Annotated in this window: 19 protein-coding genes; 13 read left to right on the top strand and 6 right to left on the bottom strand. The window is 66.4% G+C overall.

Features of this window, described 5'->3' with window-relative positions; genetic code table 11:
- Positions 1-20 precede the first annotated feature (20 nt).
- Entirely contained in the window at positions 21-452 is a 432-nt protein-coding gene (locus B843_RS01245) for a nucleoside deaminase (RefSeq protein WP_051483422.1), read from the bottom strand.
- Positions 453-502: 50 nt separating this feature from the next.
- Complete coding sequence (locus B843_RS01240; protein WP_025251713.1) at positions 503-982, bottom strand: tRNA adenosine deaminase-associated protein; 480 nt, start codon at positions 980-982, stop codon at positions 503-505.
- A 37-nt stretch (positions 983-1,019) separates the two neighbouring features.
- Between B843_RS01240 and B843_RS01235 the strand changes: the two genes are divergently transcribed.
- On the top strand, positions 1,020-2,036 hold the full coding sequence (locus B843_RS01235) for a prephenate dehydrogenase (RefSeq protein WP_025251712.1): 1,017 nt from the start codon (positions 1,020-1,022) through the stop codon (positions 2,034-2,036).
- 108 nt (positions 2,037-2,144) lie between these two features.
- On the top strand, positions 2,145-4,742 hold the full coding sequence (locus tag B843_RS01230) for a chorismate-binding protein (RefSeq protein WP_025251711.1): 2,598 nt from the start codon (positions 2,145-2,147) through the stop codon (positions 4,740-4,742).
- 14 nt (positions 4,743-4,756) lie between these two features.
- Here the strand turns inward: B843_RS01230 and B843_RS01225 are convergent, their stop codons facing one another.
- Entirely contained in the window at positions 4,757-6,232 is a 1,476-nt protein-coding gene (locus B843_RS01225) for a 3-oxoacid CoA-transferase subunit B (RefSeq protein WP_025251710.1), read from the bottom strand.
- Between the two features lie 182 nt (positions 6,233-6,414).
- Positions 6,415-6,999, bottom strand: a complete 585-nt coding sequence (locus B843_RS01220; RefSeq protein ID WP_025251709.1) for a TetR/AcrR family transcriptional regulator — start codon at positions 6,997-6,999, stop codon at positions 6,415-6,417.
- Between the two features lie 220 nt (positions 7,000-7,219).
- Here B843_RS01220 and B843_RS01215 point away from each other — a divergent pair, with 220 nt between their 5' ends.
- The 3 genes from B843_RS01215 (at position 7,220) to B843_RS01205 (ending at position 11,151) form a co-directional block, all read left to right on the top strand.
- On the top strand, positions 7,220-8,413 hold the full coding sequence (locus B843_RS01215; RefSeq protein ID WP_025251708.1) for an acyl-CoA dehydrogenase family protein: 1,194 nt from the start codon (positions 7,220-7,222) through the stop codon (positions 8,411-8,413).
- 98 nt (positions 8,414-8,511) lie between these two features.
- Positions 8,512-9,228 carry a GNAT family N-acetyltransferase gene (locus B843_RS01210; protein ID WP_025251707.1) on the top strand — a complete coding sequence of 239 codons (717 nt, stop codon included), beginning with the start codon at positions 8,512-8,514 and terminating at the stop codon, positions 9,226-9,228.
- Between the two features lie 408 nt (positions 9,229-9,636).
- Complete coding sequence (locus tag B843_RS01205; RefSeq protein ID WP_025251706.1) at positions 9,637-11,151, top strand: ABC-F family ATP-binding cassette domain-containing protein; 1,515 nt, start codon at positions 9,637-9,639, stop codon at positions 11,149-11,151.
- A 117-nt stretch (positions 11,152-11,268) separates the two neighbouring features.
- On the opposite strand, the gene B843_RS01200 is transcribed toward B843_RS01205, so the two are convergent.
- Both B843_RS01200 and bktB read right to left on the bottom strand, forming a co-directional pair.
- The gene (locus B843_RS01200) at positions 11,269-13,530 is read right to left on the bottom strand and encodes a 3-hydroxyacyl-CoA dehydrogenase/enoyl-CoA hydratase family protein (protein ID WP_025251705.1); all 2,262 of its coding nucleotides are present in this window, start codon (positions 13,528-13,530) and stop codon (positions 11,269-11,271) included.
- A gap of 2 nt (positions 13,531-13,532) precedes the next feature.
- Complete coding sequence (gene bktB, locus B843_RS01195; RefSeq protein WP_025251704.1) at positions 13,533-14,708, bottom strand: beta-ketothiolase BktB; 1,176 nt, start codon at positions 14,706-14,708, stop codon at positions 13,533-13,535.
- 601 nt (positions 14,709-15,309) lie between these two features.
- On the opposite strand from bktB, the gene B843_RS01190 reads away from it, so the two are divergent.
- The 8 genes from B843_RS01190 (at position 15,310) to ureC (ending at position 21,769) form a co-directional block, all read left to right on the top strand.
- Positions 15,310-16,299: a mannose/fructose/sorbose PTS transporter subunit IIA gene (locus tag B843_RS01190; protein ID WP_025251703.1), complete on the top strand. Its 990-nt coding sequence runs from the start codon at positions 15,310-15,312 to the stop codon at positions 16,297-16,299.
- A complete protein-coding gene (locus tag B843_RS01185; RefSeq protein ID WP_025251702.1) occupies positions 16,296-17,096 on the top strand; it encodes a PTS mannose/fructose/sorbose transporter subunit IIC in 801 nt (266 codons plus the stop codon). Before B843_RS01190 ends, B843_RS01185 begins: the two co-directional genes overlap by 4 nt.
- 14 nt (positions 17,097-17,110) lie before the next feature.
- A complete protein-coding gene (locus B843_RS01180; RefSeq protein ID WP_025251701.1) occupies positions 17,111-18,013 on the top strand; it encodes a PTS system mannose/fructose/sorbose family transporter subunit IID in 903 nt (300 codons plus the stop codon).
- 128 nt (positions 18,014-18,141) lie between these two features.
- Positions 18,142-18,933 carry an HAD family hydrolase gene (locus B843_RS01175; protein ID WP_025251700.1) on the top strand — a complete coding sequence of 264 codons (792 nt, stop codon included), beginning with the start codon at positions 18,142-18,144 and terminating at the stop codon, positions 18,931-18,933.
- Complete coding sequence (locus tag B843_RS01170; protein WP_025251699.1) at positions 18,930-19,328, top strand: hypothetical protein; 399 nt, start codon at positions 18,930-18,932, stop codon at positions 19,326-19,328. Before B843_RS01175 ends, B843_RS01170 begins: the two co-directional genes overlap by 4 nt.
- Positions 19,329-19,413: 85 nt before the next feature.
- Positions 19,414-19,716 carry an urease subunit gamma gene (locus B843_RS01165; RefSeq protein WP_025251698.1) on the top strand — a complete coding sequence of 101 codons (303 nt, stop codon included), beginning with the start codon at positions 19,414-19,416 and terminating at the stop codon, positions 19,714-19,716.
- 29 nt (positions 19,717-19,745) lie between these two features.
- Complete coding sequence (locus tag B843_RS01160) at positions 19,746-20,060, top strand: urease subunit beta (RefSeq protein WP_025251697.1); 315 nt, start codon at positions 19,746-19,748, stop codon at positions 20,058-20,060.
- Complete coding sequence (gene ureC, locus B843_RS01155) at positions 20,060-21,769, top strand: urease subunit alpha (RefSeq protein WP_025251696.1); 1,710 nt, start codon at positions 20,060-20,062, stop codon at positions 21,767-21,769. Before B843_RS01160 ends, ureC begins: the two co-directional genes overlap by 1 nt.
- Position 21,770: the final 1 nt, after the last annotated feature.

Genomic DNA, 21,770 nt, shown 5'->3' with positions numbered 1-21,770 from the left:
CGCCGCGCCCGGTGACGCCGCTATCGCAGCCCCTCGAAGAACCCGCGCAGCAGCTCCTGGCACTCCTCCTCCAGCACCCCGCCTTGGACCTCGATGCGGTGGAGCACGTGGGGGTCGCGGACGACGTCGAAGACGGAGCCGACCGCGCCGGTCTTGGGTTCGTAGGCCCCGAAGACGATGCGCCCGATGCGCGCCCCGACCAGCGCCCCCGCGCACATCGTGCACGGCTCGAGGGTGACCACGAGGGTGCAGTCCGTCAGCCGCCAGCCGTATAGGTCGTGGGACAGCGCCTCACGGATGGCGAGCACCTCTGCGTGGGCGAGCGGGTCCCGGTCGGCCTCGCGGCGGTTGACCCCGCGGCCGAGGACCGCGCCGTCGGGCCCGTAGATGATGGCGCCGACGGGGACGTCGCCATCAGGCGTGGTGCGCGCTAGGGCGATGGCCTCGCGCATGCGTTCCTCGGCGGCCACCCGATGGCGCGGCTTGGGCAGCGCCCCTGGCACTACTCCAGCCCCGCGGCGTCGGCGAGCTCGTCCTCGAAGCCGAGCTCCTCGGCGATGCGCTGGAGCTGCTCGCTGGCCCACCAGTCGGTCTCGTCGCAGATGACGCTCATGACCTCCTCGGACAGCCCGAGGTCGGCGAGGATGTCGAAGTCCCCCTCCGCCCAGGGCTCGGTGCTCTCCAGCTCGTCCGGGTCGATCTCCGGGATCTCCACGTCGAGCTCGTCGAGGATGTCGGCGGCGAAGTCGTCCTCGACCGCGGCGGTAGCGTCGGAAAGCAAAAAGCGCACGCCCTGCGGCGTGGGACGGACGATGACGAAGTAGTCGTCTTCGACGCTGAGCAGCGCAAAGGCGGCCTCCTCCGCGCGCAGGTTGCGGACAGCGGTGATCGCGGTGTCGAGGGAGCGGTAGTCGTCCTTGAAGGCGCGGACCTGCCAGGAAGCGCCCTCGCGCGCGACGGTCACTGCAAAATCGTGCTTCATACTGCTAACCGTAGTATGTGTGTGACACACTTGTCAGGTGAGCAATCTTCAAGTTTCCCGTCCTGTCTGCATCCTTGGTCTCGGCCTCATCGGCGGTTCTTTGCTGCGCGCGCTGCGCGAGGAGGGCGTTGCCGCCTACGGCTTCAACCGCTCCCCGTCGGGTGCCAAGGAGGCCGGCAAGGAGGGCTTCGACGCCAGCTACGACCTGGTGGAAACGCTCCAGCGCGCGGAGAAGGACGGCGCGCTCATCGTCCTCGCCACCCCCATGCCCGCCATCGCCTCGCTGCTCGACTCCATCGCCGAGCACGCCCCCAGCTGCGGCTTCACCGACGTCGTGAGCGTCAAGACGCGCGTCTACGAGCTGGTCCGCGAGCGCGGGCTGGAGGACAAGTACGTGGGCGGCCACCCCATGGCGGGCACGGCAGACTCCGGCTGGGGCGCGTCCAAGGACGGCCTGTTCCAGGGCGCGGCGTGGGTGATCACCTTCGATCACGCCGTCGAGGACACCCCCAGCGAGGAGTGGGTCGCCCTGTGGCTCGACGTGGTGAGCATGGCGCTCGCCGTCGGCGCGGAGGCGATCCCCTCGCGCGTGAAGCAGCACGACGCAGCCGTCGCGCGCGTGTCCCACCTGCCGCACATCCTGGCCGAGGCGCTGTCCATCGTCGGCGACAACGGCGGCGCGCTGGCGCTCTCGCTCGCCGCCAGCAGCTTCCGCGACGGCACCCGCGTGGCCGGCACCGCCCCCTCGCTCGTGCGCGCCATGTGCGAGACCAACTCCGCCGCCCTGCTCAAGGCGCTCGACGAGACCCTCGTCCTCCTCCAGGACGCCCGCGCCCACCTCGACGAGAAGAGCCCCAACATCCAGGAGCTTGCCGACTCCGGCTACCGCTCGCGCGTGCGCTACGAGGTCCGCGCCGGCGTGCGCGACACCCCGTCGGTCAGCCCGACCAAGCTGAGCAACCGCCCGGTCTTCCGCGTGCACCCCGGCGCGCCGAACTGGACCGGCCAGCTCATCCAGGCGGAGAACCTCGGCGCCCGCATCGAGGTGTTCTAGTTGCGCGGTGTCCCCACCGCCTGCGCTCTCACCGCCTGCGCCCCCACCGCCAGCGGCCCCGGCTGCTCCCCCACCGCCTATGGCTTAGAAGGGGGCCGCCTCCGGGGCATGCGGGTCCTAGTCGTCGACAACTTCGACTCCTTCACCTTCAACCTCGTCGACTACCTCGCCCGCCTCGGCGCGGACGTCACCGTCACCCCGAACACCCGGCCGGTTCCCCTCGGCGGATTCGACGCCATCGTGTTGTCGCCGGGACCCGGCACCCCGGCGCGCCCCGCCGACATCGGCTTCTGCGCGAGCGTCCTCGACAAGGCGACCGTGCCGGTCCTGGGCGTCTGCCTGGGGTTTCAGGCGATGGCGCACCGCCTCGGGGCGGACATCGTGCACGCGCCGGAGCCGGTCCACGGCCTCGTCGACGCCGTCACCTGCGAGGACGATCCGCTCTTTTGCGGGATCCCCGCCCGGCACGAGGTGGTGCGGTACCACTCCCTGGTCGTCGACAAGCTGCCTGCAAACATGCGCCTGCTCGCGCGCACCGACGACGGCCTCATCATGGCGGCGCGCGCGGTCGATCGCCCGTGGTGGGGCGTGCAGTACCACCCCGAGTCCGTCTGCAGCGAGCACGGTCTGCGACTCATGGAGAACTTCCTCGCGCTCGCGTGCAGTTCGCTTTCCGACGGCTACGCCTTGGAACCCCGCCCCGCGAAGCCGCAGCTACCAGCCCTAGTTTGCGAGGAGCGCGCCCTCGGAATCGACCCCGTCACCGCCTTCGAGGCGCTGGGAAGAAAGGGCGCGCTGCTCGAGTTCGAGGGCACAGCCATCATCGCCGCACTGCCGAATGATCCCACATGGGTGGGCGACCTCGCCGAGCTCGACGCCGCGCCCACCCACCGCCGCCCCGCGGACTGCCTGGCGTCCCCGGGGTTCTACGGCTACCTCGGCTATGAGGCGCTCGCCGATGCTACCTCCGCGCCGATGCACGCCCCGGACACCCCTGCTCAACGGCTGTTTTTCGCCCCGCGCGTGGTGGCGCTGCGCGACGGGCGCGTGCAGCTTGTCTCCTGCAAGCCCGAACCGGCATGGGCAGCAGCGGCGTGGGACGCGTTGGAGCACGCCACACCACGCGAGCACACCTTCGACCCAGCGACGATCGGCGCGCTTTCCTGCCGGGACACGGCCACCAGCTACGCGGGGAAGATCGCCCGCGCGCAGGAGCTCATCCGCGAGGGCGAGACCTACGAGGTATGTCTGACCACCGCGCTGGGCGCCGAGGACCTTGGTGTGGATCCGGTCGCCACCTACGCGGCTTTACGTTCCAGCATCCCGGCGCCGATGCGCTCGCTGCTCGTGCTTCCGGAGGCGTCGGTGATAAGCGTCTCCCCGGAGCGCTTCCTCAAGGTCGAATCGGGGGTCGTAACCTCCGAGCCGATCAAGGGCACCCGCCCCCGCGGGCACGACGCCGCCGCCGACGAGGAGCTGCGCCGCGACCTGGCCACGAACCTGAAGGACCGGGCCGAGAACCTCATGATCGTCGACCTCGTGCGCAACGATCTCACCCGCGTGGGCGTCCCCGGCACCATCGAGGTGGACCCGCTCTTCGAGGTCCGCAGCTTCACCACCGTCCACCAGCTGGTCTCCACCGTCCGCGCCCGCCTCGCCGACGGCGTGACCTGTACCGATCTACTCAAAGCGACCTTCCCCGGCGGTTCCATGACGGGCGCGCCGAAGCTGCGCACGATGGGCATCATCAGCTCCCTCGAGGGCACCGCGCGCGGGGTCTACTCCGGCTGCATCGGGTTTGTCGGCTGCGACGGCGACCTCGACCTCGCCATGACCATCCGCACTCTGGTCGTCTCCGGCGGCCGCGTCTCCTACGGCATCGGCGGCGCCATCGTCGCGCTCTCGGACCCCGCCGCGGAGTGGCTGGAGATCATCGCCAAGTCCGCTCCCTTCCTGCGGCTGTCCGGCCAGCCCTTCCCCGGCGCGCAGGCGTTTCGCTTCACCGGCGGCGCGCTCGTTCCCCAGGCCGCAGTCCCCGACCCGCTGGTCATCGACTCGTTCTTGCTTGTCGACGGCTACGTGCGCGCTCTCGACCGCCACGAAGCCCGGTTCCGGGCCGGGTGCCTGGCGATGGGGCTGGGCGATCCGGACGACTTTCTTACCGCCGTGCCCGCGGCGCTGCCGCGCACCGGCGCGTGGTTCCCCCGGCTCGAGGCCTCCCCGGAGAGCTTCGCGCTCAGGCTGCGGCCCGCGCCGGCGCGGCGGAGCTCGACGCGGCTAGGGGTTACCCGCGCGACGCTTGCCTACCCAAGGGTCAAGGGGCCGAACCTCCAGCTGCTGTCGACGCTGAAGCAGCCGGGCTGCGACGACGTCCTCTTGGTCGGCGAAGATGGCTGCGTCACCGAGGCCGCGACCGCGGCGCTCGTGATGTGGGACGGCGACACCCTGGTCAGCGTTGATGCTTCCCGCCTGGATTCGGTCACGGAGTCGGTGCTCCTCGACGCCGCGCGCGGGCGCGGCGTCGCCGTCGACAAGCGAAAGCTGCACCTAGAGGACCTGCGGGGGCACGAGGTGTGGACGCTCAACGCCCTGCACGGCATCACGCCGGTGACGGACATCGGCAGGCAGCCCCTGCCACCCGCCGATCCCGCGCGCCTTTCCCTGTGGCGCGGGGTGCTCGAAGGAGTCGCCGCGGCCGTGTCCTAGACCCTTCTGGCCTCTTAGGCCGCGGCCTCCAGCTTCTCGCATACGATGAAGTCCGCCGCGGTGGCCGCCTCGACCTCCTCGAGGGTGACGCCGGGGGCGAGCTCGATGAGCTTGAGCCCCTCCTCGGTGACGTCGAAGACCGCGAGGTTGGTGATGATGCGGTCGACCGCGCCGATCGCAGTGAGCGGGTAGCTGCACTCGTTGAGGATCTTCGGGGTGCCGTCGACGGCGGTGTGGTCGAGCATGACGACCACGCGGTTCGCCCCCTTGACCAGGTCCATCGCACCGCCCATGCCGGTGAACTTCTTACCCGGGATGCCCCAGTTGGCGATGTCGCCGGTCGCAGAGACCTGCAGCGCGCCGAGGATGGCCGTGTCCACGTAGCCGCCGCGGATCATGGCGAAGCTCATCGCCGAGTCGAAGGTCGAGCCTCCCGGCAGGATGGTGACGGTGGCCTTGCCGGCGTTGATGACGTCCGGGTGCACCTCGTGGGCGAGCGGGCTCGGGCCGGTCTTGAGCAGGCCGTTCTCGCTCTGGAGGATGACGTTGACGCCCTCGGGGAGGTAGTCCGGCACCATGGTCGGCATGCCGATGCCCAGGTTGACGTACTCGCCGTCGCTCAGCTCGAGCGCGGCGCGGGCCGCCATCTCCTCGCGGGTCCAGCCCTCGCGGCCCTCCGGGCGCAGCGCCTCGACCACGCCGGACTCCTCGTCGCGGATGATGATGCGCTCGATGCTCTTGTCCTTCGCCTGCTCCGGAGTCAGCGGCAGGATGCAGTCGACGAAGATGCCCGGGAGGTGTATCTCGTCCGGGGTGAGCTCTCCGACCTCCACGATCTCCTCGGCCTCGACGACGGTGACGGCGCCGCACATGGCCGCGTTGGCGTTGAAGTTCGCGGCGGTGAGGTTGAAGACGAGGTTGCCCTCCTTGTCCGCCTTCGCGGCGCGCACGAGCGCGAAGTCGCAGGTGATCGCCTCCTCCAGGACATAGGTCTGCTCCTTGCCGCGGTGGGTCATGACGCGGGTCTCCTTCGGCGCGGAGACGATGCTCGCGTTGCCCTGTCCGTCGTAGCGCACGGGGAGACCGCCGTCGGCGACCATCGTGCCCGCGCCGGTGGCAGTGAAGAAGGCCGGGATGCCCGCGCCGCCCGCGCGCATCTTCTCCGCGAGGGTGCCCTGGGGGATGAGCTCCACGTCAAGCTCGCCGTTGAGGAACTGGCGCTCGAACTCCTTGTTGAAGCCGATGTAGGAGCCGCCGAACTTCTTGGCACGCTGATTGATGAACAGCTTGGCCAACCCTAGGTGTTTATCGCCCAGCTGGGTGCCTGGGTTGTTGGAGTAGATGTCGAGCCGATCCGTGCCGCGATCGACGATGGCGTCGATGAGCACGGTCGGGTTTCCGCAGATTCCGAACCCTCCGACAGCTAGGCTCATGCCCGACTCGAGCCCGGCGAGCGCTTCGGACGCATCCGCGACGATTTTATTGACCATTGACCCCTCCAAAAAGTGAACGAGAATACGAATAGCGGTTCGTGTGTACTGAGTCACAGGCTACTGTGATTCGAAGGGATGTCAAGGGTGTCAAAACAAAAATATTGCCCGCCTTTTATAGGTTTCCCAGCCCGTCGGGATAGGGAAAACCTGTTTGCCCAGTTAATAGGCATTAACCGGAATCAGTTCGCAGACTTCACACCGAGCTGGCGCAGAGCCATCTCGGCGTACATGTCCCCCAGCTCCTCGGAGCTGAGGGCACCCTCGGGGCTAAACCACGCGCTCACTCCGATCCCCATGTCGATGAGCGCCCAGCAGGCGATGCGGAGGTTCTCCACGTCGAACAGGCCCTGCTCGACCCCCTCCTTGACGATCGCCTCCCAGCGGGCGACGTAGTCCTTGCGCAGCTGGGTAACCACGCTGCGCGAGGGTTCCTCAAGGCTGTCGATCTCCTTATTGACCACGCGAACAGCCTGGCGGAAGTCGGCGTGGAACATGACGTGCGTGCGCATGCTCACCCGCAGGCGATCGAGCGGGCCGCTCACCCCGGCGAGCTCGCGGGCGTTGATCCGCAGCAGGTCCTCCATGGCCCCGATCGCGATCTCGGCCAGGATCTCCTGCTTGGAGGCGTAGTGGTTGTACAGGGAGGAGGCGCCCATGCCGATGGAGCGGGCCACGTCCCCCATGCCCGCGCCGTAGTAGCCGCGCTCATCGAAGAGCTTGACGGCGGCCGCGGTGATCTGGGCGCGTCGGGACCCTCTAGCCATGGGGGAACTCCTTCTTCATTCAACCTTTCCACCGGCGAGAATAGCCGGAGCGGGCGAGCGCTGGCAAAAGGGCTCTGGGCCTCGGTGCGGGCCGAAACCTGCGCCGCGGGCCCCACCCGTAATCGCCCCCACACCTTGACGAATTATAGGGCGTAGGTCACACTGTTGGATACGAATCACCGTTCGTAGTTTTCGCAGCCACTCGACGAAAGGCGTTCACATGTCCTCCACCACCGCTTCCCCGTCCTCGCTCATCGAGCCCACCACGGATTTCTACAACGTTTTCGATGACGTCACCGGCCCCGACCTCGAGGCCTGGCAGCGCGCCGCCTCCTTCGCGGACGACTGCCTCCCCGTCATCAACGACGCCTGGGAGAAGGCCGAGTACCCGATGGACCTGGTCAAGCGGCTCGGCGAGCTCGACCTCATGACGGACGGGCTGGACATCGAGGGCCACCAGCACCTCTCCCCGCTGGCCGCCGGCCTGGTGAACATGGAGATCTCCCGCATCGACGGCTCCATGTCCACCGTCATCGCCGTCCAGGCGGGCCTGGCCATGCGCTCGATCGCCTACTGCGGCTCCGAGGAACAGAAGAAGAAGTGGCTCGGCCCCATGGCCCGCTGCGAGGTGCTCGGCGCCTTTGCGCTCACCGAGCCCGACCACGGCTCCGACTCCGTGGCGCTGGAGACCACCGCCCACCGCGACGGCGACGAGTGGGTCATCAACGGCGCGAAGCGCTGGATCGGCAACGGTGCCTGCGGCGACATCACCATCGTCTGGGCCCGCACCGAGGACGGCGAGGTCTCCGGCTTCATCGTCCCGCAGGACACACCGGGCTACAACGCCGAGACCATCACCGGCAAGGTCTCGCTGCGCGCCATCCACCAGGCGCTCATCACCTTCGACAACGTCCGCGTCCCGCTCGACGCCCAGATGCCCGGCGCCAAGACCTTCCGCGACACCGCCCGCGTGCTTACCTCTACCCGCACCGCAGTGGCCTGGATGGCGCTCGGCCACGCGATCGCCTGCTACGAGGCCGCCCGCGAGCACGCCCTTACCCGCATCCAGTTCGGCCGCCCGCTGGCCGCCAACCAGATGATCCAGCAGCGCCTGGCCGACATGCTGGGCGAGATCACCGAGATCTCCCTGCTCCTGCGCCACATCACCGAGCGCGACGCTCAGGGCACCATGCGCCCCGAGCAAGCCGCCATGGCCAAGGTGCGCTCCACCCGCGCCGCCCGCCGCGTCGCAGCGGACGCCCGCGACATGCTCGGCGGCTCCGGCATCCTGCTGGAGAACCACGTCATCCGCCACATGGCCGACATCGAGGCCTGCCACACCTACGAGGGCACCGACACCATGCAGTCGCTGATCATCGGCAAGAAGATCACCGGCGTGGGCGCATTCCGCTAAACACGTCGCAGCCAACGAAGACTGAAATCACGCGAGGGGCGCTTCCGCCACGGAAGCGCCCCTCAGCGCTTGTCGCGCGGCGGTGGTACGTTCCAAGCATGACCCCGCGCACGAACGAGTTTTCCCAGCCCATCGGCGAAGAACTTCCCCACTACTGTCCCCGCAAGCGCCCCAAGCGTGTGACCTTGGAGGGCACCCACTGCCGCGTCGAGCCGCTCGTGGCCGGGCACATCGGCCAGCTTGTCAGCGCCTTCGGTTCCGAGCTCCAGGGCCCGCTGTGGACCTATCTCCCCGTCGGACCGTTTGCCTCCGAGGAGGAGCTCCGCGAGCTGCTCACGGGGCTCACGGAGTCCCAAGATCCGCTGCATTTCGCCATCGTCGACAAGCACAGCGGGCTGGCCGTGGGCACCTTCGCCCTCATGCGGCACAGCCCCCACAACGGCGTGGTCGAGATGGGCTGGGTCATGTATTCCCCCGCCCTCCAGCGCACGATCGCCGCGACCGAGGCGCAGTTTCTCGTCATGGAATACGTCTTCGACCAGCTAGGCTACCGCCGCTACGAATGGAAGTGCGACTCGCTCAACGCCCCCTCCCGTCGCGCGGCCGAGCGCCTGGGCTTTGCCTACGAGGGCACCTTCCGCCAGGCGGTGGTGTACAAGGGCCGCAACCGCGACACCGCGTGGTTTTCCATCATCGACGGCGAGTGGCCAGCGCTCAAGCGCGCGTTCAGTGCATGGCTTGATCCCAATAACTTCGAGGGCGGGCGGCAGCTGAAGTCATTGCCCGAGGCGAACCGAAAGGTACGCCAGTCGTAGCCGCGAATAGTAGTGTTTGATCCTTATCTGGAAAACGCCGGAATAACTGTTCCCCACTCGCTGACTAGGGATTGCACTGCGGTTTTCACGGAAATACTTCTCACAGTGGGGAAATGGAACCATGAGAGATCGCGCCAACAGTTACCTTGATCCTGTCCCATTTAGCGCAGAAATCGGCCGCAGCAAAAACACAAACCCGCAGATCAACGAAATGGAGAACTAATTGGTCACCCCGCTGCGTCCCAAGTCGAGTAAGCAATCGTTGCTTTCAAGATCGCGGAGTGTTAAGCTAACCGCCCAAACCACCGAAAGAAAGATAATGGTCCCCATGAAGATTGCAGCCTGTTTCTAGCGCCTGCTGGAGGAAGTACCTTCAGCCCATATCGTCTGCTGAAGGGATGCTTTTTCTTGCCCATTTCTTTTTCTCACCTTTCGTTTTCTTGGCCAGACGCCACACACTGCCTTCGCGACGTTAGCGGGGTCTTCAACGCCCGCGTCACCGGTATTACCGGCGAGAACGGCTCTGGCAAATCCACTCTCATCAAGATCCTCATCGGCGAACTTGAGCCTAGTTCTGGAACTGTAATCCGACCGGACCGCGTCGGTTATCTTCCCCAAGATCTCGGCATCGCCGCAGAACGAAGCATCGCTGATGTCTTCGGTGCGACTGCGATCCTGCATGCCATTGAATCAATCGAGGCAGGCGACCCCCGTCCAGAGCACTTCGATATGGTAGGCAACCGCTGGGATGAGGCCGAACGCCTTCGCAAACACTTGCACGAGGCGGGGCTTTCCTCATTGGCTGCTGACGAATCTGCTTTGTCGCGGCGCCTCGACTCGCTCTCTGGAGGGGAGGCGGTCCGTGTAGCACTTGCCGCCGTGTTAGCCGAAAACCCTGAGGTCATCGTGCTCGATGAGCCTACCAACAACCTCGACGGCGATGCCAAGGAAAGTTTTTATCATTTCCTTGAGAACACGAAGAACCAAGTCATCGTAGTCAGCCACGACCGCGCCGTGCTGCGGCGGGTTGAAGAGACTGCCGAGCTCTACCAGGGAAAACTCCGTTTTTTCGAGGGGAACCTAGATTACTACGAGGCTGCTGTCCGCAGTGAACAAGATTCAGCCGCACGCGCGCTTCGCGACGCAAAGTCGGTTGTCCGTCGCGAGTTGAAAGAGCAGCAATCTATGGAGACCCGTCTCGCGCGCGATGCCCGGCGCGGTGCCAAGTTCTCTCGAGAAAAGCGTAAGCCGCCGATCGCTATGGGAAACGATAAGAACCGCTCCGAACACTCGTCAGCAAAGCGCCGCCAAGAGTGCAAGGGGAAAGTCGCTGCAGCTCAAGCTGTGACGGATTCTGCAGCCGCTCGGATTAGAGATATAGAGGGGGTCTATATCGAACTGCCCGAGACCTTTGTCGCAAACGGTACCCGTATCGCAGAATTCGAAGCGGTTGGGCGGCGCGAGATCGTAGCGGGTCCAGAGCGTGTCCGCATCGCCGGGCCCAACGGATGCGGCAAGACCACGCTGATGAATGCCATCTTTGCGTCGTCACCACGCGCAGGATATGTTCGGCAGCGTATCGATTTGCCAAACGAAGCCACCGTAATGGCAGTGGTCGGCGGGACTCCACAGCGAACGCGCGACCAACTTGCACGGCTGTGCTTCCAGAATGACAAAGTCTTCGCGAAGATTGGAACCCTATCCGGCGGCGAGCGCTTCCGCGTCGAACTCGCCCGAGCGATCCTCCGCGAGCCAGCACCGACGCTACTGCTTCTTGACGAGCCTACGAACAACCTTGACATGCTGACAGTTGAATGGCTTGCCTCTGCACTCGATGCCTACCGAGGGGCGATCATCATCGTAAGTCACGATGAAGAATTCTGCGCCCGCATCGGCGTGACGAGGACGATCGAACTCTCATGACGGCATTCAAATTCGCGGCACCTGTGTGAAAGAAACGGAGCACCCGTCGAGATTCTACGCACCAACGGTAACTGTGAAGCCGAATCTTTCCTAGGCCGCTCCGAGCCCGACTTGCACCTAGTTTCTTAACGCCTTGCGCGTCGCTGCCATGTGGCGCGCCCGCTCGAGGTTTTCCGGGCGAAGCAGCAGCGGCACGCAGCGGTCGACCTCGCGCTCCGCGAGCGTATCGACGCCTACGGTTTCCGCTCCCTCGATCGTGTACACGCTCGCCAGCGCGGTGAGGATCGCCATGTCGGTCTCGCTCATCTCGGAGACGTCGATGGTGTCGATGAGCAGGGTCGACGAGGTCCACACCGGCACCTCGCCGTCGGATGGCGGGGCGTAGCCGTCGGCAAGCGACGAAGCGAGCTCGACCGCGTCGCCGATGACGTGGTCGACGCTGAGCACGATCCGATCCTCCTCCCCGAGGACACCTAGGGCCTGCAGGTCGAACGGGGCCCGCTGGTCGGCCGCGGCGATGAGGCCGAACGCGGCGCGCACCGGGTCCTCGGCGCCGTGGCGGTAGAGTCGCTCGAGCGTGCGCACGGTGCCGCACCACGCAGGGTAGAGCCCCACGACGCGCTCGGGGAAGCCGAGGCGCGACTCCGCGTGGATGACCGTTTTGTCGCAGGCCAGCAGGAGCTCCATGCCGCCGCCGAGCGCCACGCCGCGCACCGCCGCGACCACGGGAAACGGCGCCTTGCGCAGCTCGCGCAGCGTGGTGGAGCCGCGGCGCATGAGCACCTCGACGGCGGCGTCGTCGCCGGTCTCCGCCGCCTCGACGAGGGTGCCTAGGTTGGCGCCGGCGCTGAACGCGCGGGCCTCGTCGGATGCGATGACCAGCGCCTTCACTCCCCACGAGGGCCCCTCCACGACGGTGCGCTGGATGAGGTCGAAGGCCTCGGCGTTGAGCGAGTTCATCGGCGTTGCCAGGTTGAAGATGCCGACGCCGCCCACCAGCAGCAGGACGCGCCCGGCCGCGTTCTCCGCGACCACCCGCGTGTCCGGCCGGCCCGCGAGCTCGGCCACGGTGACCACGCCCTCGCGGGCAGCGACGTCCGCGACCTGCCCGTCGGCGCGCAGCACCTTGCCCGGCCCGGGGTAGAAGCCGCCCGCCGTGATCGCCGCCTCGAGCAGCGCGGGGACGCCCTCGGGCTGCTCGGCGAAGGCGGCGCGCAGCCACTCCAGGCCGATGGAATCGGCCAAGCGGAAGGGGCCCTGCTTCCAGGCGTAGCCCAGCTCCATTGCCACGTCGATGCCGTCGACGGTGTCGCAGATCTCGGCGGCCGTGTCGATGCAGTAGCGCAGGGTGGCCAGGTACGTCTCGCGGGCGAAGCGGCCGCCGGGGCTCGCGGTCTCCATGACCTCGAGGGCGGTCTTCTTCGCCGCGGCCGGGTCCTCGATGGGCTGGCGCTGCCGGTACTCGAAGCCCTCGCCGATGACCTCGTCGCGGCCGCGGTAGATGCCCGACGGGCCGGTGCGTCCGGTGAGCCCGCGCTCGAGCAGCCCCTTGAACAGCGGGTCGTCCACGATCGGGTAGCGGTGGTAGGCGTCGCTGGCGGGCAGCGCCGCGGTGAGGCTGGCCCAGATCGGCGGGACGAGCTGCAGCCCGATGTAGTCGAAGAGCCCGAAGATGCCGGTGCGCGGGATGCCGAACTGACGGCCGAAGGTGGCGTCGGCAAGCTCGGGCACGACGCCGGAGTCGAGCGCGATGCGCGCGCCCGCGGCCATCCACAGATTGCCCACGCGGTTGGCGATGAAGCCCGGGGTGTCACGGCAGTCGAGGGCGACCTTGCCCAGCTGGCGCTCGCACGCGCGGCGCAGGGTGGCGAGCGTGTCCTCGCTGGTGTCGGCGCCGGAGACCAGCTCGACCAGCCGCATGACGCGCGGCGGGTTGAAGAAGTGCGTGATGGCGAAGCGCTCGCGACGGGTGGCGGGCATCCCCTCGACCAGCTGGGCCAGCGGGATGGTGGAGGTGTTCGAGGTGAGCAGCGCCTCGGGCGCGAGGTGTTCCTCCAAGCGGGCGTAGAGCTCGCGCTTGGCCTCGAGGTTCTCGAAGATGGCCTCGACCACCCAATCGACCTCGCCAAGGCGTGCCAGATCGTCCTCGGTGTTTCCGGCGGTCACGCGCTCGGCGAACTCCGGGCGCATGAAGCCGCGGCGCTTGAGCTGGGTCTCAACGCCCGCCCGCGCCCGAGCGCTGCGCTCCCCGTGGGTGGCGCCGTCGGTGGACATGTCGAGCAGGAGCACCTCGATGCCCGCGTTTGCCATGTGGGCGGCGATGCCCGCGCCCATGGAACCTGCGCCGATGACGGCGGCCTTCTTGATGGTCTGAGACATGATTAGAGCACCTCCACGATAACTGCGATTCCCTGTCCGCCGCCGATGCACATGGTGGCCAGGCCGTAGCGGCCGCCGGTCGCGCGCAGGCGGTAGACGAGCTTGGTAGCGATGATGACGCCGGTGGCGCCAATCGGATGGCCGAGGGCGATGGCGCCGCCGTCCACGTTGGTCTTCTCCGGGTCGAAGCCCAGCGCGTCCTGCACCGCGAGCGCCTGCGCGGCGAACGCCTCGTTGGACTCGATGAGGTCGATGTCGTCGAGGGTGAGCCCGGCCTTCTTCAGCGCGAGCGGCACCGCCTCGACCGGCCCCAGGCCCATCACGGCGGGGTCGACTCCCGCGACGCCCCAGCTCACGACGCGCGCGAGCGGTTGCAGGTTGTGCTTATCGACGCCCTGCCGGCTGGCGATCACCATCGCGGCGGCGCTGTCGTTGATGCCCGAGGCATTGCCCGCGGTCACGGTGCCGTCCTTGGCGAAGACCGGCCGCAGGCCCGCCAGCTCCTCCATGGTGGTGGCGCGCGGGTGCTCGTCGCGGTCGAAGACGATCTCCTTGCCCCGGGCCTTGATGGTCACCGGAACGATCTGCTCGTCGAAGCGACCCTGCTCGATGGCCTCGGTCGCGCGCTGCTGGCTGAGCACCGAGAACTCGTCTTGGCGCTCGCGGGAGATGCCGTAGCGCTCGGCCACGGTCTCGGCGGTGATGCCCATGTGCACCTTGTGGATGGGGCAGTTCAGCGCACCGGTGAGCCAGTCGTACATGACGCCGTCGCCCATGCGCTGGCCGAATCGGGCGTGCTGCGGCGAGTACGGCGCCTGCGACATGTTCTCCACGCCGCCGACGAGCGCTAGGTCGGCGTCGCCGTCGCGCAGGATCTGCGAAGCAGAGACCAGCGCCTGGAGGCCGGAGCCGCACAGGCGGTTGACGGTCAGCGCCGTGGAGGAGTGCGGAAGCCCAGCGTCGAGGGCGACCGTGCGGGAGATGTACATGTCCTCCGGGGTGGCCGAGATGACGTTGGCCACCACGGCCGCGCCGATCGCGTCGGCCTCCACTCCGGCCCGGGCGATGGCCTCGGTGGCGGCGAGCGCGCCGAGTTTTCGCGGGGCAAGCTTGGCTAGGGAGCCGCCGAAGCGCCCGATGGGCAAGCGCGCGGCGGAAGCGATGTAGACGTCGGACATGAAGGCCTCCTCGGGAAGTAGACATGCGGTGCGTTTACGAATGGTGATTCGTATATGAAAATGTAGTCTAGGTCACGGTTTTACGTGCCGTCAATCGCTTTTCTCGGCAATGAGCGAATCGCGCTTCCGCCTGGCCCTTCGCAAATTATGCGCAATTCCGGGTGGGAGCGCCCGCCAAGTTCCCATTTTTGGAAGAAATTCGAGTTAGATCGGTCATATATTGCTTTGGAATCGGTCCAACTCTCATGCGGATTTTATCCCCAATAAAGGTGGGAGCGCCCGAATAAAAAACCCACAAATGTGGTTTTGAAAAATAGCAAAACACCCTCGTTTGCGGGCATTTGGCCAGTTGGGAAAGATTGGCAATTTTCGCAATCCCACAGCGTATCGGCAGTTTCTGCCAGTTTCATTCTGGGCGGGCCCTGCCACTTCGCTGTGAATCTCCTGAGTCACACGCCCTTGTGGGAGCCCATCCACGCCCATAACATCAGGTTCACGCCCGAGGCGAGCAATCGTTTGCGAAACATATTCCGAATTTCGCGGCTTGGATGCCTTAGGCGGTACCCAAGAAAGTTAGTTCACCGCAAGTTCGGAGGAACAGATGGTCTCGATAGTTATCGCGGCGCACGGCACATCCGCCCCTGCGCTGCTCGACTCCGCCATCATGATCCACGGCGAGGTGGAAAATGTGCACACCGTGACGTTCGTCCCCGGCCAAGGCCCCGACGACCTGCTCGCGGCCTACGACAAGGCCGTCGGCGACGCCGAGGAAGTGCTCATCCTCGTGGATCTTTTTGGCGGAAGCCCTTACAACGCCGGCGCCCGATTCGTCGCGGAGCGCGACAACGCCGACGTGGTCTCGGGGGTCAACATCCCCATGCTCATCGACGTTTTCGAAGCATCGAAGCGCCCCAACGTCAGCGTCGACAAGCTAGTAAAACGAGCGCTGAAGGCTGGCAGCGCGAGCGTACGTTCGTTCAAGCAGGGCCAAGCGCCGAAGCCCAAGGCGGCCCCCGCACCCGCCGCCGAGGCGCCCGCGGCGAAGCCGGAGGCAACGGAGATCGATCCGAACTTCCCTCGCGACCCCGAGGTCACCATGAACGTGGCGTTCCTCCGAATCGATTCACGCCTCATCCACGGCCAGGTCGCGGGCTCCTGGGTCAACTACGTGCACCCGCAGACGCTCATCGCAGCCTGCGACGAGGCCGCCCACGACCACCTGCGCAAGACCCTACTCCTGCAGGTCGGCCCGGCCTCGGCGCGCACCAACGTGCTGAGCGTGGATAAGACGATCCGCGTGTACTTCAACCCGGAGTACAAGGACATGCGCACGATGATCGTGGTCGAAAGCCCGATGGACGCCCTCAAGCTGCTGCAGGCGGGCGTCAAGGTCGACGAGGTCAACGTCGGCGGCGTCACCTACAAGGCCGGGATGACGCTTATCTCCGAGGCCGTCTCCGTCAACGAGGAGCACGTCGAGGCCTACAAAGCAATCCATGATCTGGGAGTGAAGATGACCCTGCAGCAGGTCCCCACCAGCTCCCGGACCGACATGATGAGCAAGCTCAAGGAGAAGGGACTCGTGAAATGAGCATCATCCAACTCATCCTGGTCGTCCTCATCGCCCTCGTCGCCGGCATGGCGTCGGTGCTCGATGAGCGCCAGTTCCACCGCCCGATCGTGGCCTGTACCCTCATGGGCATCGCGCTCGGCGACTGGAAGACCGGCGTCATCCTCGGCGGCACCCTCGAGCTCATCGCGCTCGGCTGGATGAACGTCGGCGCGGCGATGGCCCCGGACGCGGCGCTCGCCTCAACCGTCGCCGCCGTGGTGGTCATCGTCGGCCACCAGCCGATCAACACCGGTACCGCCATCGCGATCCCGCTGGCCGCCGCGGGCCAGGTGCTCACGATCTTCGTGAGAACAATAGCCGTGTTCTTCCAGCATCAGGCGGACAGATTCGCCAAGGACGCCAACTTCCGAGGCATCGAGGTCATGCACTTTAGCGCCCTGCTTCTCCAGGGCCTGCGCGTGGCCATCCCGACCGCCGTAGTCGCGGCAGCGGCCGGCACCGACCTGGTCGAATCCTGGCTCAACGCCATCCCGGACGTCGTCTCCTCCGGCCTCCAGGTCGCCGGTGGCTTCATCGTCGTCGTCGGTTACGCGATGGTCATCAACATGATGAACGCCCGCGCCCTCATGCCGTTCTTCTTCCTCGGCTTCGTGCTGGCCACCTTCGTCTCCGACTTCAACCTGGTCGGCCTCGGCATCATCGGCGCCTGCCTGGCCGTCATCTACGTCCAGCTCAACCCCCGCTTCCACGACAGCATCCAGGCCCCCGCGGCGCTCGCCAAGGTGGGACCCAACTACGACAACGAGCTCGAGTGAAGGAAAGTGACATCATGACTGCTCCCAACGATTCGTCCGCACGCTCTGCTGCGGCCCCGGCGGCACCAGCCAACCCGGCGGCCCCGGCAGCAAAGGCCCCCGGCCTCACCCGGCGCGACATGTTCGCCACCTACCTGCGCTCCACCTTCATGCTCGGCTCCTTCAACTTCGAGCGCATGCAGGCCATCGGCGTGTGCGTCACCCTCATGCCCGCCATCCGGCGGTTCTACTCCAAGAAGGAGGACCAGGCCGCGGCGCTGGCCCGCCACCTGGAGTTCTACAACACCCACCCGTGGATCTCATCGTCCATCTTCGGCGTCACCGCCGCAATGGAGCGCCAGAAGGCCTCCGGCGAGGACATCTCGGACGCCGACATCACCAACGTCAAGGTCGGCCTCATGGCTCCGCTCGCGGGCGTCGGCGACCCGCTGTTCTGGGGCACCGCCCGCCCGGTGCTCGCCGCCCTCGGCGCCTCGCTCGCGCTCAAGGGCAATATCCTGGGCCCGATCATCTTCTTCTTCGGGCTGACGATCATCCGCATCCTCACCCGCTGGTACGGCTTCAAGTTCGGCTACGAGAAGGGCATGGAGATCGTCTCGGAGGTGGGCGGCAGCACCTTGCAGCGCCTGACGCAGATCGCCTCCATCATGGGCCTGTTCGTCATGGGCTCGCTCGTGTCCAAGTGGACCTCGATCAACTTCCCCGCCGTGCTGTCCTCCTACACCGACCAGGACGGCAAGGAAGTGGTCACCACCGTCCAGGACATGCTGGACACCCTGCTACCCGGCATGGCCGCGCTGCTTCTGACGTTCCTGTGCATGTGGCTGCTGCGCAAGAAGGTCAACGCCATCTGGATCATCTTCGGGATGTTCGTCATCGGCATCCTCGGCTACTGGGCAGGTATCTTGGCCCCATAGGCCCATAAATCGTGCTCGCGTGCCCGGACCAGTCCCGGGCGCCCCGCACCCTCTGCAGGCGCCGTCCCCCGCGAAGAGGCGGCGCCCGCAACAGACTTTCCGCACCAACCGAACAAAGGATCAAGCGCATGTCCGGCAAGCTCATCAGCGTCGACCTCGACGGAACCATCGTCTTCGAGCGCCAAGTCGATCCCGACGGCATCGCCGCGCTCCACGAGTGGCAGGCCGCGGGCAACCTCGCCGTGTGCAACACCGGCAAGTCCATCGCGGCCACCAAGCACGCGCTGCGCAACACGGACCTCGAGTTCGACTACTACGTGCTCTACACGGGCGCGGTGGTCACCAACAAGGACTACGAGGTGCTCACCAGCCACACCCTGCCCAACGAGGTGGTCACCGAGATCGCCACGAAGCTGCAGGGCATGGACAACCTCGCCGTGTTCGCCACCACGCTGGATACTCCGGACGTGCGCATCTCCAGCACCATCAACGCGTCGAAGAGCACGAGCATCCTCCAGACCTTCGCTCCCCTGACCATCGCGGAGATCCCCGAGCACACCTTCGTGGGCATCCCGCTGTGGCTCGACGACACCGACGAGGCCATCGACGCCCTCCACCAGCAGATCCTGAGCGAGTACGGCGAGATCCTCGACTGCCACAGGAACCAGAACTTCCTCGACATCGTGCCGCCGAACTGCACCAAGGCCACCGGGCTGGAGTGGCTGGTCCCCCGCCTCGATCACTCGCAGCACATCCACTTCGAGACTTACTCGCTCGGCGACTCGTGGAACGACATGGACATGCACAACTGGGCCGACCACAGCGTGTCCTTCCCCTATTCGCCTGCCGAGGTCCAGGAGCTGACCGAGCAGGTCACGCCCACCGCCGCCGAATTCATCCGAAAGGTTCTCGCGCAATGAGCACCCCCAGCTTCAAGGACTCCTTCGTCGCCGTCGGCCGCGAGACCATCTCCAAGGAGCGCAACGACTACGTCTACTCCGTGGGCGTCGCCGTCACCGCGCTCATGGTGCTGGCCGGAGCCGTCTACTTCTGGACCCCCATCGCCTCGATCGTGGTTCTCATCTGCGCGATCATCCTCATGTGGGGCCGCCACATGATCCTCCGCCAGGTCATGACCGACATGAACCAGATGCGCGCCTCCAAGAACCTCTACCCTAAGGACAAGAACCCGGAGTACCTGCAGTTCATCGAGCTGCGCGCGCAGCAGATGCTGAGGGACAATCGCGCGCTCACGCCCCTTGCCAAGCAGGAGATTTCCCAGCTGTTGGACTGGGCGCGCGCCCAGAATCATTAGCATTTCGCTTATCGACGCGTACCGCTTCCGCCCTCATGGTCTACAATAACGATTGACCAATAGAAATAATCCTGAGGGACGGGCGATGCATCTACTACCGCGCGAACAAGAAAAACTCATGCTTGTCGTGGCCAACGACCTTGCGCGGAGGCGCCAGGCCCGCGGGCTCAAACTCAACTACCCCGAGGCCGTGGCGATCATCTCCTACGAGCTGCTCGAGGGCGCCCGCGACGGCAAGACCGTTCCCGAGCTCATGGACTTCGGGACCACCATCCTAGGCCGCGAGGACGTCCTCGACGGCGTGCCCGAGCTCGTCTCCCAGGTGCAGGTGGAGGCCACCTTCCCCGACGGGACGAAGCTCGTCACCGTCCACACCCCCATCCGCTAAGAGCGACAAGAAAGGCTTGTGGACATCCCATGATTCCCGGAGAACTCCACCTCGGCTCCTCGCCGATCCTATGCAACAAGGGGCGCGAGCGCACCGAGCTGACGGTCACCAACACCGGCGACCGCCCGGTTCAGGTCGGCTCCCACTACCACTTCGCGGAGGCGAACCCCGCGCTCGACTTTGATCGCGACGCGGCCTTCGGCAAGCGCCTCGACATCCCCGCCGGCACCGCCGTCCGCTTCGAGCCCGGCGACCACAAGACGGTCAGCCTCATCAATTACGCCGGCGCACGCCAGGTCCACGGCTTCCGCGGCCTGACGAACGGCCCCCTAGGAGCGAACTAATGTCCTTTGAACTTTCCCGCGAGGAGTACGCCTCCCTCTACGGCCCCACTGCGGGCGACTCGGTCCGGCTCGGCGACACCGAGCTGTTCATCACCGTCGAGAAAGACCTCACCACCCCCGGCGAGGAGGCCGTCTTCGGCGGCGGCAAGGTGATCCGCGACGGCATGGGTCAAAACGGGCACCTGCGCGATAACGTCCCCGACGTGGTGATCACGAACGTGGTCATCCTCGACGCGAGCGGCATCATCAAGGCCGACGTGGCCATCACCGACGGCAAGATCTCCGCCATCGGCAAGGCGGGCAACCCCGACATCATGGACGGGGTGACCATCCCCATCGGCGTGGCCACCGACGTCTTCGCGGGCGAGGGCAAGATCCTCACCGCGGGCGGCATCGACACCCACATCCACTTCATCTCCCCCGACCAGGTCCACACCGCGCTGGTCTCCGGCATCACGACGATGATCGGCGGTGGGACCGGCCCGTCCGAGTCGACCAAGGCGACCACGATCACCCCGGGCGCCTGGAACCTGCACATGATGCTGCGCTCGGTGGAGAACTTCCCGATGAACTTCGGGTTCCTGGGCAAGGGCCACGGCAACGATGTCGCGCTCATGGCCGAGCAGATCACCGCGGGCGCCATCGGGCTGAAGATCCACGAGGACTGGGGCGCCACGCCCAACACGATCGACACCGCTCTGAAGGTCGCCGACGAGTACGACGTCCAGGTCGCCATCCACACCGACACCCTCAACGAGGCGGGCTTCCTGGAGGACACCCGGGCCGCGATCGCCGGGCGCGTCATCCACACCTTCCACACCGAGGGCGCCGGCGGTGGGCACGCCCCGGACATCATCCGGCTCGCCGGCGAGCCGAACATCCTCCCGGCCTCGACGAACCCGACCCTGCCGTTCACCGTCAACACCGCCGAGGAGCACCTCGACATGCTGATGGTCTGCCACCACCTCAACCCCTCGATCCCCGAGGACGTGGCCTTCGCCGACTCCCGCATCCGCCCGGAGACCATCGCCGCCGAGGACGTCCTCCACGACATGGGCGTCTTCTCTATCACCTCCTCCGACTCCCAGGCCATGGGGCGCGTCGGCGAGGTCATCCTGCGCACCTGGCAGGTCGCCGATTCCATGAAGAAGCAGCGCGGCACCCTGCCGGAGGACGAGGACATCTTCGGCGACAACTTCCGCGCCAAGCGCTACGTGGCCAAGTACACCATCAACCCGGCGATCGCCCACGGCATCTCCGACGTCGTGGGCTCCGTCGAGGTGGGCAAGTTCGCCGACCTCGTCTTGTGGGACCCACGCTTCTTCGCCGTGCGCCCCGAGGTCGTGTTCAAGGGAGGCTTCGCGGTCTCGGTCGCGATGGGCGACCCCAACGCCTCCATCCCCACTCCGCAGCCGCAGACCTACCGCGCCTCGTGGGGCGCGCTCGGCAGCGCGGTGTCGCAGACCTCCATCACCTTCCTCAGCCAGGCCGCGGCCGACGCGGGGCTCGCCGACGAGCTGGGGCTGAAGAAAAAGGTCGCCGCCTGCCACGGGATCCGGTCCCTGGGCAAGAAGGACATGGTGCTCAACGACGCCCTACCCACCATCGACGTCGATCCCCAGACCTACGAGGTGAAGGTGGACGGCGAGGCCATCTCCTGCGAGCCCGCGCAGACCGTGCCGCTCGGACGCCTTTACCACCTCTTCTAGC

This window comes from Corynebacterium vitaeruminis DSM 20294, assembly GCF_000550805.1.
Taxonomy (GTDB): domain Bacteria; phylum Actinomycetota; class Actinomycetes; order Mycobacteriales; family Mycobacteriaceae; genus Corynebacterium; species Corynebacterium vitaeruminis.
Note: the sequence above shows the minus strand (reverse complement) of the source record. Positions and strands in the feature narration are given on the sequence as shown.